A 16,871-nucleotide genomic window follows, 5' to 3' on the forward strand; every position below is an offset into this window, starting at 1 on the left:
TCATGGCGCGCTATCTGGTCGGTGACATACAAGGCTGTGCGGCGCCACTAAAACTAGCGCTTAAACAGGTCAAATTTGATACCAAGTTTGACGAGCTATGGTGCGTTGGCGACATTATCGGGCGTGGCCCGAGCCCACTTGAATGCCTCGAACTGCTGCGCGATATGGGAACATCGACCAAGATAGTTCTTGGAAATCATGACCTGAACTTACTCGCAGTGTTAAGCGGCGTTCGTGAAGCCAATCCAAACGATCAGCTTGATACCGTCGTGAACTTACCAGAAAGCGAGAAGCGAGAATGGATCGAGTGGCTGGTACACAAGCCCCTATTAGTACGTAGCGAAGATAACTTAGTGATGACCCACGCGGGCATTTATCCGTGGTGGAGCGTGACTGAGGCAGAGTCATACGCCAACGAGGTGTCTGAAGCGCTCCAACAGGCATGGCGCTCAAACAAACTCAATGAGTTCTTGGTAGCGATGTACGGCAATGAACCAACACAGTGGTCAACATCATTAAAAGGAATGGATCGTATTCGGTTTTTTATTAATGTATTCACCCGCATGCGTTTCTGTGATCTCAGTGGACATCTGAATTTTTCAGTCAAAAAATCCCCCGAAGATAGCACCGTTCCGGCGCATCTCAAGCCGTGGTTTGAATTATGGGACGTTTCCGAACATACCTTGGTTTTCGGCCACTGGGCAGCGTTGATGGGCAAGACACTGCGTGATGATGTGATTGGCTTAGATACTGGATGTGTTTGGGGCGAGTATTTAACTGTCATGCGATGGCCAGACGGCCATCGCACCAAAATAAGAGCAGCGAGTTAGCTCAAAGTGATTCGAGCAAATTTGCGTTTCCCAACTTGATAGACAGCGGTGGTTCCCGCCGTTAACGTTAGCTTGGTATCGCTCACTTTTTCACCGTCGATCTTTACCGCACCTTGTTTAATCATGCGCATCGCTTCAGAAGTCGAAGCCACAAGTTCGGCCTCACGCAATAAATTACCGATCGCCAATTCGCCATTATCACTGGTAACCGTTATCTCTGGCATTTCATCTGGAATTGCGTTTTTGCTAAAGCGCTGGATAAAGTCCTGCTCGGCAGCATCCGCTGCCGCCTCGTCATGGAAGCGTGCGATAATTTCTTTTGCCAACAGCACTTTATAATCACGCGGGTTCGCGCCATCAGCGACAGCCTGTTTAAAGCTCTTAATTTCATCTAGTGGGCGGAAGCTTAACAACTCGTAATAGCGCCACATCAGTTCATCAGAAACTGACATAACCTTACCAAACATGTCATTTGCAGGCTCAGTAATACCGATATAGTTACCAAGCGACTTTGACATTTTTTGAACGCCATCGAGTCCTTCAAGCAAAGGCACCATAATGACGGTTTGCGGCTTTTGCCCTTCGTCTTTTTGTAACTCACGACCCATAAGTAGATTAAAGCGCTGATCGGTTCCACCGAGTTCAACATCTGCTTTTAGGGCAACCGAATCCCAGCCTTGCACTAACGGGTACAAAAACTCGTGAATAGCAATCGGTTGTCCTGAGCCATAACGCTTTTTGAAGTCATCGCGTTCAAGCATACGTGCTACCGTCTGACGCGCTGCTAGCTTGATCATGCCAGCGGCACCCAGCTCATTCATCCATTCAGAATTGAATCGAATTTTGGTTTTGGTAGGGTCAAGAATTTTAAATACTTGCTCTTTGTAGGTTTGCGCATTGGCCAGCACATCTTCACGCGATAATGGCTTGCGGGTGACATTTTTACCGGTTGGATCACCAATCATCCCGGTAAAGTCACCAATCAAAAAGATAATTTCGTGACCAAGATCTTGAAACACGCGCATCTTGTTGATGAGAACAGTGTGGCCGAGGTGTAAATCGGGTGCGGTTGGGTCAAAACCAGCCTTAATTACAAGTGGCTTGCCACTTGCTAGCTTCTCTTTAAGCTCTTCTGCTAAAAGAATTTCTTCGGTACCACGCGCAATTTCTGCAAACGCATCCGCAGCTGACAAGGTCATATTCGGCTTTCTCCCTACGCAATTCAAATTGGCCACAAACCCCGCATTGTATGCTATTTCCTTAACTCTTTTAAGCGCAATTAATGGTAAATTGACTGGAAAATCGCCATGCTTCATATTATTCTGCAATCTGACTTACAAAAATAATGCGCTAACACATCGGAAGGTTATGAAGTCGATTCCTAAATATATGACAAGATTCATCGCCGCTTTACCGCGTCGACATCAAGTACTGCTCAGCTCTGTCTGTGCGGTAACGCTCCTTGTTGTGTTGCTTCCATCCGAATCTGCGACAGCATCCAAACACGTCTCTGAGCCTCAACTGGGCCAAGCCGAATTAATTCTAGGGCAACGTTACCAGTTACAAATTGAGGTAGAAAATCCGCAAGCCAATGTGAATGGCCAGCAGGACAACACCGTGCGTTGGAGCGGTTATGAAGTTCGCTCTGGTGATTCGCTAGCGCGTATTTTCGATAAAATGGGATTCACCCCACAACAGCTTTATCGTGTAACGCAAGATTCTCAAGCCGATAAGTTATTGCGCAAAATCCACCCAGGTGACACCCTGCGTTTTGCCAAAGACGAAAATGACGATTTGATTCAAATTGCTTATCAGATTAATCCAACCGACACGTTAATTGTGAGTAAATCGGAAGACGGCTTCGTTAGTGAAATTGAATCAAAGACAGTTGAAGTAAGAACCGAAACCGCGCATGCGCGAATCACTTCAAGCTTCTGGAATGCGGGAATCGATGCTGGTTTGACCGAAGGTCAGATCATGAGTATTGCCGATATTTTTGGCTGGGATATCGACTTTGCACTCGACTTACGCGAAGGCGATGAGTTTAGTGTCATGTTCGAGAAAGAGTACGCCGACGGTGAATTTGTTGGTTACGGCCGCGTACTGGCTGCTGAATTTGTGAACCGCGGCGAGCATTACCAAGCCTTTTTGCACGAGAATGGTGATTTTTACAATGCCGAAGGTCGTGCAATGCGGAAGTCATTCCTCCGATCGCCAGTTAAGTTTACCTACATCAGCTCAAGTTTTAATCCGCGTCGCTTACATCCAGTGACTGGTAAGGTGCGTCCGCATAATGGTATCGACTATGCGGCTCAAACAGGCACCCCAGTAATGTCATCTGGCGCAGGTAAAGTTATTGCTAGCGCCTATAACAACCTAAATGGCCACTATGTTTTTATTCAACATGGCGAGCGTTATGTTACTAAGTATCTGCATTTGAGTAAGCGCCTCGTAAAAAAAGGACAACGGGTGAAGCAAGGTGAACTGATTGGCCGCGTTGGCGCAACAGGCCGTGTTACCGGTGCGCACCTTCATTACGAATTTCTAGTCGATGGCGTTCATCGTAACCCTCGTACAGTTAAGTTCCCACAAGCCGAATCACTCGTTGCTGGTGAACTTCCGGTATTCAAAGAGATGGCTCAGCAGCGTCTCGCAGTTTTGAATGACAGTAAACGGTTGTATTTGGCGATGCGCTAATGCCGCAACGTGAGCTCTTCCTCGGCCTCATGTCAGGCACCAGCATGGACGGGCTTGACGTGGTGCTTGTGGAATTTGATTCGGCACAACCAGAACTTCTGCAGCACCGTCAATATCCTATTGATGACCAGCTCCAGCAACAACTTCATACACTCTGTCACGAGTCACCGGACGAGCTTCATCTCTGGGGTATGGCAGACCGATGCTTTTCTGAATTTTGTGCTGCGGCTGTTAATGATTTTCTCGCTTATTACAATATTTCCCCCAGTGCGATTACCGCGATTGGTAGCCATGGACAAACCGTTCGTCATCAACCCGATCAATCACCGGCCTACACGCTACAATTGGGTGATCCAAATACACTTGCAGTACTAACTAGCATACCTGTGATTGCCGATTTTCGTCGTAAAGATGTCGCACTCGGTGGGCAAGGCGCACCTCTTGTGCCAGCATTTCATCAGGCCATATTTAGCAGTTTTGATGAGTCACGCGTTATTTTGAACCTTGGGGGCATTGCCAATATTACTTGGCTTCCCGGAACGCCAGCTGGGGTCACCGGATTTGATACAGGGCCAGCAAATACCTTATTAGATAGATGGTTCAAAGCATGTCACCCCAACCATGATGACGATTTTGATCGGCATGGCGCATTTGCGGCGCATGGACAAGTTCTTGATGACGTGCTCGCAAAGCTACTCAATGATGACTATTTCAAACGTTCTCCACCCAAAAGTACCGGACGTGACGATTTCAATTTGACTTGGCTTGAGAAGCACCTTGGCGATTTAGCGCAATTTAAAGCGGAAGATTTACAAGCGACTCTTGTCGAACTGACAGCTTGCACAGTAACCCAAGCAATCAAAGATTGGTTGCCTGAACGTCCTGAGACTATTTTTGTTGCCGGTGGCGGTGCTTATAACCCCATTTTGATGAGTGCTCTAAAGGCTAAATTACCGCATTGTGGATGGCATGCGACGTCGGTGCTTGGTGTTGCCCCTCAGCACGTTGAAGCAATGGCATTTGCCTGGCTTGCACGCTGCTATATGCACCGTGTGCCAGGCAATTTACCTGCTGTAACAGGAGCAAGCCGCCCAACAATACTCGGCGGCTTGTATTTACCTTAGTTCGAACGTCTTTTTAACTTCCTAATTCAGCAAAGGCATCACGAGTAAGATTTTCATTATTACCATCTTTCCCGACAACAATACTGTCTTCAATCCGAATACCGCCGTATGGGCGTAATTCCGCAATTTTTTCCCAATTGAAGTCTTTGTTATCGGCATGCTCTTCAAGCAACTGATCAACAACATAGAGCCCTGGTTCAATGGTGAACACTTGGCCTTCCTCAACGTCGCGGAGTAATCGCAAGAATGGATGACGCGGATCACGAGCAATGGTGTCGCCACGATCATTTGCCAAGAAACCACCCACATCATGCACTTGCAAACCTATGAAATGACCCAAGCCATGCGGGAAGAATGCGCTGCTGTAGCCTTGCTCGTAAATACTTTCGGCGGTGCCTTTCACGAAGCCAAATTCGCTCAAAATTTTTGCGATTTTGAGGTGTTGGCTGACATGCAGTTCGTAGTAGTTAATACCCGGCTTAATTTCACCTAACAAGCTCTGTTGCGCGTCGTCCATTGCCGCAATCAAATCCGCAAAGAAACCTTCTTCACGCGCGTATGTACGGGTAATGTCTGCACAGTAACCACGATACAACGCGCCAGCATCAATTAAGAATGAGCGTGACTGCTCTGGTGCGCTCGTTTCATACACATCGTAGTGCAGCACCGCACCGTGCTCATTCAACGCGACAATGCTGTTATATGGAACTTGGCTTTCACGAAAGTTAATCGCAGCAAGATAAGCGTGATGAATTTCTAACTCACTAGCGCCAGCCATGAATGCATCACGAGCAGCAAGGTGCGCTTTGGCTGCCAGTTTATTCGCCTGACGCATGTTCTCTATTTCCCACGCGGTTTTGATCGCGCGATGGAAGTGCAAATGATCAATCAAGTTAGCGGGGTTACGTGCTTTAACTGGCCAGCTCGCCACCGGTTCGGCAAAGTCTTCACCAATAAAAGCAGCTGATTTAATTTTGTCACCAAGCCAATCCGTCATTTTTTCTTGGCTGTCGATCACAACAAGTTCAACGTGTTGTTGCCATTCTTCTTCGGGGGTTTTTACTTCAGCGTGCCAAAAATCGCGCGGTTTAAACAAGAATACAACCGGCTTTTGGCCTGGCTGGTAAAAAACGGCACTCTTCGGACTTTCAATGACAGGAACCCAGTACTTAAACAGTGGGTTCACTTTATAGGGAGCTGGATTATCATCCAAAAAGGCAACGCGTGGCTGCCCAGCATAGATAAGAACAGAATCGAAACCAGTTGCGGCAAGGGCTGCGTCAAATCTGGCTTTAACTGTGGCGATATGGTCTGCGTAAGCGCTCATAAATACCTCGGTTAGAATGTGTGGCAACATTCTAACCGAAACAGCGCATTAACTCATCTTTAGATAGAGAAGCTTGACCCACAGCCACATGTAGTCGTCGCATTCGGGTTGTCGACAAAAAAGCGCGCGCCTTGCAGGCCCTCTTCGTAATTCACCGTACCGCCAACCAAATATTGCAGACTCATTGGGTCAACCACCAAGGTCACACCGTTTTTCTCGATTTCCATATCACCAGGGTTGGTCTTTTCATCAAAGGTAAAACCATATTGGAAACCTGAACAGCCGCCACCTGTCACATAAACACGCAGTTTCAACGCTGGGTTTTCTTCTTCAGCGATAAGTTTTTTAACTTTGTTTGCTGCAGATTCAGTGAACTGAATTGGCATGGCTTGCGCAACATCTGACATAGTCTTTTGGTACCTCTTGAAAATTCTGGCTCTATTTTCTCTTACCTGACTAAAAGGGTCAAGTATTGCCTTGCAGAAGTTGGCTCCAATAGAAGCTTCGCGTTAGTGTTTGACTGGCACCATTTATTGTCACCTCAACGTCAATGCGCTCTGGTAAGAAGTCTTCTGGCAGCACAAAGTCACCAGCTTGAACGGTAAAGTATCGCATACTAAATTGCCGATCTTTCGCTTCAATATTTGCCAGCGCCAACAAATCGAAGCTCGCTGATTTATCATCCTTACGCCCATGCAAACGCATAGTGAGCGTACCTTTTGTGAGGTTGCGCAAACGTTCCATCTGCACAATAGCAATTCGAAAATGGTAATGATCGGCGGCAATGTTTTGTTGCAACTCAAGTGAATCGATAACCACGCCACTGGCTTCCATTTCCGGCGCCATAATTTTCTGATAGAACGTCAACTCGCGTCGTAACGCAAAGTTTTCGTCTTGAGCCATTAGCAGTTCTTGCTGCAAGCTTTGGCTAGCAGCACGCTCAATGCCTAACTCAACGGTGGCGATGTGTTGCTGATAATCAAATGTTTCAGCTCGCTCATAAAGTTGTTCTATGGCTGCTTCTTGCTGTGCGATTTTCTCATTGAGGGTTAACACATGCCAATGACCACCCCAATAACCAGCTAATGCACCAATCGCGATTGCTAGAGCAATGACGCCCCAACCGCCAAAGCGATGAACTAATGCTGCTGTTATAATATTTTGCTTCTCTTTCATGGGCTCACTTCTTATCATGAATTAGCGCCATGCTACGCAGGCGCAGTTTCCGACGCAACTAAAATTAGACACATAGGCCTTTAGATGATTCTTTGGTTAAAAGCGTTTCACGTTATTTTTATGGTGGCTTGGTTTGCTGGCATTTTTTATTTGCCGCGATTATTTGTGTACCACGCGCAGAACCAAAACAATGATGTTCACGAGCAATTCAAAGTAATGGAACGTCGTTTGCTCTATTTCGTCACGCCATTTGCTATTTTGACGCTGGTATTTGGCTTGGCCTTAATGTGGGTTTATGGCGGAGCATGGCTAAAAGCCAGTGGTTGGCTGCATATCAAACTTGTCATCGTCACCTTACTATACGTTTATCACGGCTATTGTTTTAAGTTATTAGCTGACTTTAAACATAACCGAAACACGCGTAGCCATAAATTCTACCGCGTTTTTAACGAGATTCCGGTGCTGGCTTTATTTGCCATTATCATTTTAGTCGTGGTCAAACCGTTTTAGCGGTTTGATCATTCTTTTTAAGCGCACTTTCTGTTAAAGTACTGGCCCAGTGTGTGCAATCACTGCAGGGCCTTTCATCATGAATTTTACCGGTTCAAATATCCTCTCTGTTGAGCAGTTCGATATCGACAGTATTCAGACCATTTTTGCTATAGCCGATCGCATGCAGCCTTATGCACGCCGGCAAAAACGCACCAAAGTGCTCGATGGTGCCATTTTAGGTAATTTGTTTTTTGAACCGTCTACCCGAACTCGCGTGAGCTTTGGCACCGCTTTTAATTTACTTGGCGGTGAAGTGCGTGAAACGACCGGTATGGAAAGCTCCGCCCTCGCCAAGGGTGAATCACTCTACGACACCGCACGCGTGCTCAGTAGCTACAGTGATGTAATCGCCATGCGTCATCCAAAGTCCGGTTCAGTCGCCGAATTTGCTGAGGGGAGTCGTGTACCGGTCATTAATGGCGGTGACGGTGCTAACGAGCACCCGACTCAAGCGTTACTTGATTTATATACCATTAAGAAAGAGTTGGCGTATCACGGTCACGACGTTGATGGCATGCACATTTGTATGATGGGTGATTTGAAATTTGGCCGTACCGTGCATTCGCTATCGCGCTTACTCGCCATGTACAAAGACATTCGGTTCACGTTGATTTCGCCACGCGAATTAGCCATGCCGGATAGTGTTCTGGAAGTTCTTGATCAAGCAGGTCATCGCGTCACCGTGACTGATCAAGTTAGCGGTAGTTCGGATGCTGACATTGTTTATCAAACGCGCATTCAGCAAGAGCGTTTTACAACGCCACAAGAAGCCGACATGTACCGTGGTAAATTCCGCTTAAATAGCGAAATCTACACCAAACACTACAAGCCAAATACGGTCATTATGCACCCGCTTCCGCGTGATTCTCGCGCCGAAGCAAATGAATTAGATAACGATTTGAACCAAAACCCGAATTTAGCCATATTTCGTCAAGCAGATAATGGCGTTCTCATTCGGATGGCACTCTTTGCGCTCACTTTAGGTGTGGCCGATCAGATTGAAAAATACGAGTGCGACGTCAACTGGTATAGCGAAAAACGCACCAGCTATTAAGTAACTTAAACGATTACGAGGAAACGAATGTCACGTTCTGACGAATTATTCGCGCAAGCTCAACACAGTATTCCAGGTGGCGTAAACTCACCAGTTCGCGCCTTCAATGGCGTTGGTGGATCACCAATCTTTATCGAAAGCGCTGATGGCGCCTACATGTTCGATGCCGACGGTCAACGTTACATTGACTACGTTGGCTCTTGGGGTCCAATGATTCTGGGACACAACAATGCGGCCATTCGTGAAGCCACTCATAAAGCAGTAGACCGCGGTTTAAGCTTTGGTACGCCAACATCGAATGAAATCACCATGGCTGAGAAAATCAAAGCTCTAGTGCCGTCCATTGAGAAAGTGCGGATGGTGAACTCGGGCACCGAAGCAACCATGACAGCAATTCGCTTGGCGCGTGGCTTTACCGGACGTGACAAAATTCTGAAATTTGAAGGCTGCTATCACGGTCATGCGGACGCGTTGTTAGTCAAAGCGGGTTCTGGTGCACTCACGCTTGGCGTTCCTAATTCGCCGGGTATTCCAGAAGATTTCGCAAAACATACGCTGACCGTAACTTTCAACGATATTGACTCAGTTCGCGAGATTTTTGCCGAAATTGGGCATGAAATTGCAACAATTATCGTTGAGCCAGTAGCCGGAAACATGAACTGTATTCCACCTGCGCCAGGTTTCTTAGAGGGCTTGCGCGAAATCTGTGATGAGTACGGTAGCGTGTTGATCTTCGACGAAGTGATGACTGGTTTCCGTGTTGCTCGCGGCGGCGCTCAAGAACGTTATCAAGTGATTCCTGATTTGACCACTCTTGGTAAAGTCATTGGCGGCGGTATGCCAGTTGGTGCTTTCGGCGGTAAGCGCGAAATTATGGATTACATCGCACCGGTGGGTCCTGTTTATCAAGCGGGTACATTATCTGGTAACCCTGTGGCGATGGCAGCGGGTCTTGCCGCATTAACCCAACTTGATGACGAGCAGTTATATCCAAGTTTATATGCCAAGGTAGACCGCTTAGTTGATGGCTTGCAGGCACTTGCCGATGAGGCTGGTATTCCATTCACCACGAACCGTGCTGGTTCAATGTTTGGCTTCTTCTTTAGCTCAGATGGCCCAATCACCAGCTATGCGCAAGCAACGCAGTGCAATATGGAACACTTCCGTAGCTTCTATCACAGTATGCTAAAACAAGGTGTATACTTGGCACCGTCGGCGTTTGAAGCGGGCTTTATGTCTGCAGCTCATACGGATGCGGACATTGATGCGACTCTAGCGGCTGCAAAAGTTGCATTCGCAGCGCTAAAATAAGCGCTGCCACCAAGATTTTTCTTCGATGTTGCCCGAACACCCTAGGTTCTCGGGCAATTTTTTAATTCGCGCTGGAAGTAATCGAGCGTTATTACAATCCACCGGAATACGCACACCAAGTTGCGGATGAAAACCTGCTGCTTCTACATCGATTGGCGAATTGAGTTGCAACGGCACAATAGGTATCTGCTCAAGTACTTGCTGCACCACCTTTAAGGCACCACTGCTACCGGTTAATTGCACCGGTTGATTATCGTCTCGCCCTAACCATACGGTCACCACATGCTGATTGTCGTACGCGACGAACCAGCTATCACGGTAATCATTTGTTGTACCACTTTTACCGGCTAGCTTGTTAACCCCAAAAGCGTCCGCCAGTTTACTGCCGGTCCCCTCATTGATAACGCCCCGCAGGCCAAAGTTCACCAAAAATCCCGCGGCTTCGCTGAAAATTCGGCGCGCTTGCGATAGGTTACGCTCGTATACGGTTAACCCTTCATGATTGGTGACTACGCGTATACTTTGTAACGGTCGGTAGCTGCCTTGCTGCGCCAACATGGTATATATCTCAGTAATTGCCATTGGTGAGAGTGGTACTGCACCTAAGGTTATGGCCGGAACGCTCGAAATAGGCGAATCGACACCACTGAGTTGCAGCAGTTCTGTTAAGCGATCAATACCAACGTTCATTCCCAACCGTACTGCCGGAACATTTCGCGACTGCGCCAGAGCATCATAGGCCAACATCTCACCTTCAAATTTCTTATCAAAGTTTTGAGGTATCCATGTGGGTTGGCTCGGTTGCTGAAGCTGAAATGGTTCGTCAGAAACCAGTGAACCTAACTCAAACTCCGGTTGTGATTGAAACGCTTCGGCATAAATAAGCGGCTTAATCAAAGAGCCTACGGGTCGCATTGCCGCAACCGCGCGGTTAAACCCGACTTGCCGTGGATTCTTGTCACCCACCACCGCTGTGACACCGCCCTGTTGGTGGTTCGCAATAACAATTGCGCCTTGCAAGGCATCATCATCGCTGACTCGAGGAAGCTCAGTGACAATTGCCGCTTCCGCTGCATTTTGAGTAACGGGATCAAAATAAGTAAATACTCGCAGTCCTTCTTGTTGCCAGTTCGCAGGAAGATTTAACCGCCCTAATTCAAATTTCACTAACTCCATGTAGTGTGGCAAGTTTTCTGTTACCAACTGGCCAGTGCCTGCTGGTAAAACTGGCTGACTCACGCTGGTAACATACTGCGCTTTGCTCATCAGGTTTTGCGCAAACATCAGTTGGAGTATTAAATCACGGCGCTCTTGCGCTCGCTCTGGGTAGCGGCGTGGATCGTAGTAAGATGGTCCTTTGATAATCCCCACCAGCAGCGCAATATCTGCCGCATCTAATTCTTCAACTTGCTTACCAAAGTATAAACGGCTCGCCAAACCGACACCGTGTATTGCCGAGCCCCGATCCTGGCCGAAATACACTTCATTTAAGTAGGTTTCTAATATCTCATTTTTGCTAAACCGGTAGTCAAGAACGATTGCCATTAAGGCTTCGTTGGCTTTTCGCCACAAAGACCGTTCGCGCGTTAAATAAAGGTTCTTGACCAATTGTTGGGTCAAGGTACTTCCACCTTGAACCGTGCGCATTGCAGATAAATTAGCAAGCGCAGCTCGTCCAATAGACGTCAGGGAAATGCCTGAGTGATGATAAAAGTCGCGATCTTCAACCAATAACAAGGTTTCGATAAGTAGACTCGGAACCCTTTCAAGTCCCACCAGCAAACGATCTTCATTGTTGCCACCGGATAAACGGCCTAAGTACGGCGGCTCTAATTGGATACGGTTTAATGTGCGACCATCAGGTAAACTCATAATCGCTTGTACACGATTACCGGCAAAATTAACTTGCACACGTTTGGCCATTTGTGGGCCTGTCGCAAAGTCAAATGGGCGTCGATAAAACTCAACGCCATATTCTGTTAGTCGGTACTGGCCGGAATCTTTCACGGCATTCACCGCACGATAATTTAACCGCTTCAATTCATTGACTAATGCTGATTTATCAACTGCAGCTTGCGGCTCGAGGGTAAGGCTACGACCATAAATTAATGCCGGCGCTTGATATCGATTCGAGCTAAAGCGCTCGGTCAATGTCGCATCGAGATAAATAAGGTACCCAACAAGTACAACAATGCCGACAATCGACAACTTTAGTCCGAGCATAACGATGCGACGAACTAAAGATGGCTTAGGCGACGACTTCTTCTTTCGGGTCATTGTAATTGTCTCTTCGTTTTGTGTGTTGCTTGCGCTTGCAGTGGATCATCTGGCCAAGGGTGCTTTGGGTAACGCCCTTTCATCTCTTTTTTGACGTGTTGATAAGCATTCTTCCAAAAGCTAGCTAAATCAGCCGTGCGTTGCAACAAACGTCCGGCCGGAGAGAGTAAATCTATGGTAATACTTTGTTTGCCGTTACAAATGGTTGGTGAAACAGGTTCACCAAAGAGCTCTTGCAACTTAGCAGAAATCGTCGGCTTTTCAGCACAGTAGTCAATTACAACACGCCGGCCGCTCGGAATAGAGAGAGCCGCTGGACATGTTTCATCAAGTTGCTGTAGTTGTTGAAACGTCAATCGTGCTTGAAGTGCGGGTAGCGGGTCCCATGCATGCAACTTGCTGAGGCTATCGATATCTTGCCAATACGGCTCAGCCCATTGCTCAATACTATCCGCTAGCACCTCAATTGCAATTGACGGCCATTCTGAGGGTTGCTGAAGTTTCTCATACAGACGAACTCGCGCCAGCCACTGCCGCGTTGCTTGGTTTAGTTGAAATAGCTCTAGCCCCCGTTCACGCAACTGCGCTTTGACATAACGACCCAGCGCATGTAGCCGCTGTTCGGTACTAATTCTTTCTGGTTGCGGAGTTTCTCGCAGTACAATTGCGCCTATCGCTTCAACTTCTATAGCCTGTAGACGTTGCTGAGGCCCCTGCCACCGAATTTCGACACGACGTTCGCATACAATCGCCGGATGCTCACGATCGGCACTGCTCAATGGAATTGATGCTCGAATAATGGCATCACGAAGATGCTCAGATAAGGTCATATCAACCACCAGCAACCAATCGTCTCGACTGCGGGTATCGTGCTGATGAAACGCGGCGCCAGCGCCGTTACTCAACAAATAACGGTCTGAGCTTGCGCGTTGTTTCGCAACACGATCTGGAAAGCCCCACAGCAATACCTCACTGCATAAGGTTGCATCCACTCTCGGTTGCGTCAGTTCTAATAACTTATACCAATACTGATAACGTTGACGCATGGCTGGCGTCAAACGCTCAAACGGCAGTGGAAATTGGCTCGCCTCAACATTGTGTTCGAGCTGGGCAACAAGCCAAGCAGCCGTGGCTGCATGCGCTGGTGACGTTGCTTTCGCACGAATCAGGATTGTTGCAAGCCGAGGCTCGGTGCCGAGGTCAGCAACTTGATGACCGAGGGCCGTCAACATGCCCTGCTCATTGCATAATTCGAGCGCCTTTAACACAGAGTTTGCTTGCGCCAAATTGCCCTGATTGGGCAAACTAAAAAACTTTAACTGGTCAGGACTTGAGCCCCAGCGGCGACACTCGAGTAAAAAGCTGGTTAGGTCAGTAGTTTCCAGCTCAGGCGCTTGATAATCTCGCAAGCTATGGTCGTCGGCCTGCGCCCATAATCGGAAACAATGGCCAGGTCCGAGACGCCCCGCGCGTCCAGCACGCTGAGTTGCTGACGCTTTACTAATGCGACTAGTGACGAGTTTAGTGATGCCATGTTGCGGATAAAATTGTGCCTGTCGCTCTCTTCCACTATCAACTACCACATCAATGTTTGGAATGGTCACACTGGTTTCAGCAATGTTTGTTGAAATGACGAGTCGCCGGCGCGTGTCGCGTGCGTCCAATACCTGTTTTTGCTGTGATAACGGAATTTGCCGATGCAACGGCATCACGAACCACTCGGAGTCTCCCTCAAACATCGCACTCAGTTGGTCAATTTCTCGCTTACCGGGTACGAATACCAAAACGCCTTTTTCTGCCAAGCGCATGGCCTCTCGGACAACTGCGGGTATTGCTTGTAGCCAAGAATGGTTCGCAGGCACTGGTTGATAGTGAATATTAATTGGATACTGGCGCCCTTCACTTTGCAGCACATGCGCATCGCCAAGCCAATTCGCGATTGTTTGTGCCGGTAGCGTGGCCGACATGATCAATAACTGCAGGTCGTCGCGTAAACTGGCACTTTCTAATGCCATGGCCAAGCCCAAATCGGTGGCAAGATTACGTTCATGAAATTCATCAAAAATAATTAAACCGGTGCCAAGCAATTCAGGATCACGCTGAATGTATTGGGTGAACATTCCTTCTGTAATCACCAGTAACCGCGTCTGCGCATTAAATTTAGCGTCACCGCGAATGTGATAACCCACCGACTCACCAACAACTTCACCAAGTTGCTCGGCCAAAAAGTGAGCAATTGAGAGTGCAGCCATACGCCGCGGTTGAAGGAGGAGAATACGTTGCCGTTGAAACAGACTGCTTTGCATGAGCGCAAGTGGCAATGCTGTCGATTTCCCTGCGCCTGGCGGCGCTTCTAACACCACAGGAGCGCTCGGCAACAACCGAATCACATCATCGATCAGTGCTGTTACTGGCAGCACCTGTGGTGTCTTCATAAGGTTATTTCAATAACGTTGCTGCAATGGTGCGGAATCCGAGTGCTGTTGCGCCAGCTGGCCACATTCCATTGGCGCTATTGTTGTAGGCGCCAGCAATGTCAAAGTGCAACCATCCGGCACCATTATTCGGTGCAAAGCGCAATAGAAAACCGGCGGCGTTACTTGCACCACCTGCACCACCACCTTTTTGTGGTCTACTATTAGCTGTATCAGCAAATGCCGACGGGCAATTATCTTTATGCCATTGATTTAACGGTAACCGCCAGAGGAGTTCGCGTTGCTCATCGGCAATTTTTAACGCTGATTGCGCCAATGCATCATCCACGCTGAATAGGGCATTGTACTCCGTACCCACGGCAACTTGTGCAGCACCGGTTAAGGTTGCCGCATCAATAATCAATGGCGCATTCACTTCGCCCGCGTAAATTAAACCATCGGCTAAAACTAAACGCCCCTCGGCATCGGTATTCACAATTTCAACGGTTTGACCGTCTTTATAAGTAATAATATCGCCGAGTTTGTAGGCACTGCCGTCAATTAAGTTTTCAGCACAACACAATACCAATTGCACTCGTTTCTGTAGGCCTTGCTGAATCGCATGCACAAGGGCGCCCGCGACTGTTGCGGCACCACCCATGTCGCACTTCATCGCGAGCATGCCTTCACTACTCTTAATACTGTAACCGCCACTGTCAAACGTAATGCCCTTACCAATTAAGACGGCATCAACTGGAGCATCGGTGTTTTTTGACGGGTTATAATCGACCACTAACATCACCGGTGCGCGTTTACTGGCGCGGCCGACGGTGTGAATGCCCATGCGGCCTTCTGCAACTAGTTCATCACCGACAACCGAACGTACTGTAACCGCATCACCGCCAATACCAGTGAGCTTATCGGCGACTTGATTGGCCAGTGATTCAGGATAGATTTCATTGGGCGGTAAATTAATGAGTTGACGAATCCATGCGGCGGTTTCGCGCAGTTGTTGAAGTTGCTCTGTAGCACCGGCCCAGTTGATTTGGTTCTTTGTTAAGGTGTCGGTAAATCCATTAGAAAAAGCCCACTGACGCTCAATGTCCCAGCCATCGCCTTGCAGTGAAACCGATTTCACGCCCATTGAATCAAGCTGACGCCCTGCCTTTTGAATTTTCCTTATGTTATCAGCTTCATTTTCACCAAGGTAAATTGTTGCTCCCTGCTCACCTAGAATCGCCGCGGTACTTGACTTCCAAGCCGATTGGTTTGGTTGCTGCGTCGAAACAAAGACAGATACAGTGCTAGACATGCGAATACGCTCCCAGTATGTTTTTGGCTTTTAATGCTCTATCGTATCCGAGCTACATGAGGCTTACAATGCTGTTTCACAACCCTTTACGACAGGCTGTGCTAATTAAACGCTATAAACGCTTTTTAGCCGATGTTGAACTCGAAAATGGTGAAGTTATCACTGCACATTGCCCAAATACTGGCGCGATGACCGGCTGTGCCGAACCAGGTATGCGCGTATGGTTGAGTGACTCGGAAAATCCGAAACGAAAATATCGATATACGTGGGAGTTGGCTGAAACCTTCAATGGTCAGTTGATTTGTGTCAATACGCATCGCGCCAACCACATTGCTGGCGAAGCTCTAAAAAACAACAGTATTGAAGCGTTGGCTGGCCTTCAGCAGTTGAGTGCTGAACAAAAGTATGGCTATGATAACCGCCGTATTGATTGGTTTGGTCGCGACCAGCAACAACGCCAAGTATACATTGAAGTGAAAAGTGTCACATTAGCGGAAAACCAGCAAGGTTATTTTCCTGACACCGTGAGTCAGCGCGCACTTGATCACTTAAGAAGCTTACAAGATATGATTGCCGACGGGCATCGAGCGGTGGTTTTATATACGGTATTGCATAGCGGTATTGAAAATGTCAGCGCTGCGCACCACATTGACCCCCAGTATGCTGAAGGATGTCACAAGGCGAATGCAGTAGGTGTTGAATTCTATGCTTTGGGCTGTGAACTAACTGACAAAGGAATTACGCCGATGCGGGAACTCCCCGTATTGAGCTAATGGTTCTGGGCATTTAGGTTTAAA

The 16,871-nt window shown here is 47.8% G+C and carries 14 protein-coding genes; 7 read left to right on the forward strand and 7 right to left on the reverse strand.

All coding sequences use genetic code 11. The annotated features are described in order from the left end of the window. The first annotated feature begins 2 nt into the window (after positions 1 to 2). Positions 3 to 830: a symmetrical bis(5'-nucleosyl)-tetraphosphatase gene (locus D3795_RS06680; protein ID WP_156267286.1), complete on the forward strand. Its 828-nt coding sequence runs from the start codon at positions 3 to 5 to the stop codon at positions 828 to 830. On the opposite strand, the gene tyrS is transcribed toward D3795_RS06680, so the two are convergent. Then, the gene (tyrS, locus tag D3795_RS06685; protein WP_156267288.1) at positions 827 to 2,029 is read right to left on the reverse strand and encodes a tyrosine--tRNA ligase; all 1,203 of its coding nucleotides are present in this window, start codon (positions 2,027 to 2,029) and stop codon (positions 827 to 829) included. The genes D3795_RS06680 and tyrS overlap by 4 nt on opposite strands. A 190-nt stretch (positions 2,030 to 2,219) precedes the next feature. Between tyrS and D3795_RS06690 the strand changes: the two genes are divergently transcribed. Together D3795_RS06690 and D3795_RS06695 are read left to right on the forward strand one after the other, a co-directional pair. Next, entirely contained in the window at positions 2,220 to 3,527 is a 1,308-nt protein-coding gene (locus tag D3795_RS06690; RefSeq protein WP_310942445.1) for a peptidoglycan DD-metalloendopeptidase family protein, read from the forward strand. After that, positions 3,527 to 4,651 (forward strand): anhydro-N-acetylmuramic acid kinase, encoded by a 1,125-nt coding sequence (locus D3795_RS06695; protein ID WP_156267291.1) that lies wholly within the window; start codon positions 3,527 to 3,529, stop codon positions 4,649 to 4,651. The genes D3795_RS06690 and D3795_RS06695 overlap by 1 nt, the downstream gene beginning before the upstream one ends. 13 nt (positions 4,652 to 4,664) lie before the next feature. On the opposite strand, the gene pepQ is transcribed toward D3795_RS06695, so the two are convergent. The 3 genes from pepQ to D3795_RS06710 are packed head-to-tail and all read right to left on the reverse strand — an operon-like array spanning position 4,665 to position 7,154. Continuing rightward, positions 4,665 to 5,978, reverse strand: a complete 1,314-nt coding sequence (gene pepQ / locus D3795_RS06700; protein ID WP_156267293.1) for a Xaa-Pro dipeptidase — start codon at positions 5,976 to 5,978, stop codon at positions 4,665 to 4,667. A 59-nt stretch (positions 5,979 to 6,037) separates the two neighbouring features. Then, complete coding sequence (erpA, locus tag D3795_RS06705) at positions 6,038 to 6,385, reverse strand: iron-sulfur cluster insertion protein ErpA (RefSeq protein ID WP_156267295.1); 348 nt, start codon at positions 6,383 to 6,385, stop codon at positions 6,038 to 6,040. Between the two features lie 58 nt (positions 6,386 to 6,443). After that, a complete protein-coding gene (locus tag D3795_RS06710; RefSeq protein ID WP_156267297.1) occupies positions 6,444 to 7,154 on the reverse strand; it encodes a DUF6776 family protein in 711 nt (236 codons plus the stop codon). An 84-nt stretch (positions 7,155 to 7,238) separates the two neighbouring features. On the opposite strand from D3795_RS06710, the gene hemJ reads away from it, so the two are divergent. The 3 genes from hemJ to hemL all read left to right on the forward strand — a co-directional run bounded on the left by hemJ (position 7,239) and on the right by hemL (position 10,071). Then, on the forward strand, positions 7,239 to 7,664 hold the full coding sequence (gene hemJ / locus D3795_RS06715; protein ID WP_156267299.1) for a protoporphyrinogen oxidase HemJ: 426 nt from the start codon (positions 7,239 to 7,241) through the stop codon (positions 7,662 to 7,664). A gap of 79 nt (positions 7,665 to 7,743) precedes the next feature. After that, positions 7,744 to 8,760, forward strand: a complete 1,017-nt coding sequence (locus D3795_RS06720; RefSeq protein ID WP_156267301.1) for an aspartate carbamoyltransferase — start codon at positions 7,744 to 7,746, stop codon at positions 8,758 to 8,760. A 27-nt stretch (positions 8,761 to 8,787) separates the two neighbouring features. Continuing rightward, a complete protein-coding gene (gene hemL, locus D3795_RS06725; RefSeq protein ID WP_156267303.1) occupies positions 8,788 to 10,071 on the forward strand; it encodes a glutamate-1-semialdehyde 2,1-aminomutase in 1,284 nt (427 codons plus the stop codon). Here hemL and mrcB read toward each other — a convergent pair. Genes mrcB through pepB form a run of 3 tightly spaced genes read right to left on the reverse strand, consistent with a single transcriptional unit; the run spans position 10,063 to position 16,074 of the window. Beyond that, positions 10,063 to 12,348 carry a penicillin-binding protein 1B gene (gene mrcB, locus D3795_RS06730; RefSeq protein WP_173021001.1) on the reverse strand — a complete coding sequence of 762 codons (2,286 nt, stop codon included), beginning with the start codon at positions 12,346 to 12,348 and terminating at the stop codon, positions 10,063 to 10,065. The two genes, hemL and mrcB, sit on opposite strands and share 9 nt — an antisense overlap. Then, positions 12,345 to 14,783 carry an ATP-dependent helicase HrpB gene (hrpB, locus tag D3795_RS06735; RefSeq protein WP_156267305.1) on the reverse strand — a complete coding sequence of 813 codons (2,439 nt, stop codon included), beginning with the start codon at positions 14,781 to 14,783 and terminating at the stop codon, positions 12,345 to 12,347. The genes mrcB and hrpB overlap by 4 nt, the downstream gene beginning before the upstream one ends. 4 nt (positions 14,784 to 14,787) lie before the next feature. Then, on the reverse strand, positions 14,788 to 16,074 hold the full coding sequence (gene pepB, locus D3795_RS06740) for an aminopeptidase PepB (RefSeq protein ID WP_156267307.1): 1,287 nt from the start codon (positions 16,072 to 16,074) through the stop codon (positions 14,788 to 14,790). Positions 16,075 to 16,142: 68 nt separating this feature from the next. Between pepB and sfsA the strand changes: the two genes are divergently transcribed. After that, positions 16,143 to 16,847: a DNA/RNA nuclease SfsA gene (sfsA, locus tag D3795_RS06745; protein ID WP_156267309.1), complete on the forward strand. Its 705-nt coding sequence runs from the start codon at positions 16,143 to 16,145 to the stop codon at positions 16,845 to 16,847. The last annotated feature ends 24 nt before the right edge of the window (positions 16,848 to 16,871 follow it).

This window comes from Pseudidiomarina andamanensis (genome assembly GCF_009734345.1).
Classification (GTDB): Bacteria; Pseudomonadota; Gammaproteobacteria; order Enterobacterales; family Alteromonadaceae; genus Pseudidiomarina; species Pseudidiomarina andamanensis.

Bases quoted from the DNA above. Each gene is read 5' to 3' on its own strand.
- D3795_RS06680 (WP_156267286.1), top strand. From the start codon at position 3: ATGGCGCGCTATCTGGTCGGTGACATACAAGGCTGTGCGGCGCCACTA.
- tyrS (WP_156267288.1), bottom strand. From the start codon at position 2,029: ATGACCTTGTCAGCTGCGGATGCGTTTGCAGAAATTGCGCGTGGTACC.
- D3795_RS06690 (WP_310942445.1), top strand. From the start codon at position 2,220: ATGACAAGATTCATCGCCGCTTTACCGCGTCGACATCAAGTACTGCTC.
- D3795_RS06695 (WP_156267291.1), top strand. From the start codon at position 3,527: ATGCCGCAACGTGAGCTCTTCCTCGGCCTCATGTCAGGCACCAGCATG.
- pepQ (WP_156267293.1), bottom strand. From the start codon at position 5,978: ATGAGCGCTTACGCAGACCATATCGCCACAGTTAAAGCCAGATTTGAC.
- erpA (WP_156267295.1), bottom strand. From the start codon at position 6,385: ATGTCAGATGTTGCGCAAGCCATGCCAATTCAGTTCACTGAATCTGCA.
- D3795_RS06710 (WP_156267297.1), bottom strand. From the start codon at position 7,154: ATGAAAGAGAAGCAAAATATTATAACAGCAGCATTAGTTCATCGCTTT.
- hemJ (WP_156267299.1), top strand. From the start codon at position 7,239: ATGATTCTTTGGTTAAAAGCGTTTCACGTTATTTTTATGGTGGCTTGG.
- D3795_RS06720 (WP_156267301.1), top strand. From the start codon at position 7,744: ATGAATTTTACCGGTTCAAATATCCTCTCTGTTGAGCAGTTCGATATC.
- hemL (WP_156267303.1), top strand. From the start codon at position 8,788: ATGTCACGTTCTGACGAATTATTCGCGCAAGCTCAACACAGTATTCCA.
- mrcB (WP_173021001.1), bottom strand. From the start codon at position 12,348: ATGACCCGAAAGAAGAAGTCGTCGCCTAAGCCATCTTTAGTTCGTCGC.
- hrpB (WP_156267305.1), bottom strand. From the start codon at position 14,783: ATGAAGACACCACAGGTGCTGCCAGTAACAGCACTGATCGATGATGTG.
- pepB (WP_156267307.1), bottom strand. From the start codon at position 16,074: ATGTCTAGCACTGTATCTGTCTTTGTTTCGACGCAGCAACCAAACCAA.
- sfsA (WP_156267309.1), top strand. From the start codon at position 16,143: ATGCTGTTTCACAACCCTTTACGACAGGCTGTGCTAATTAAACGCTAT.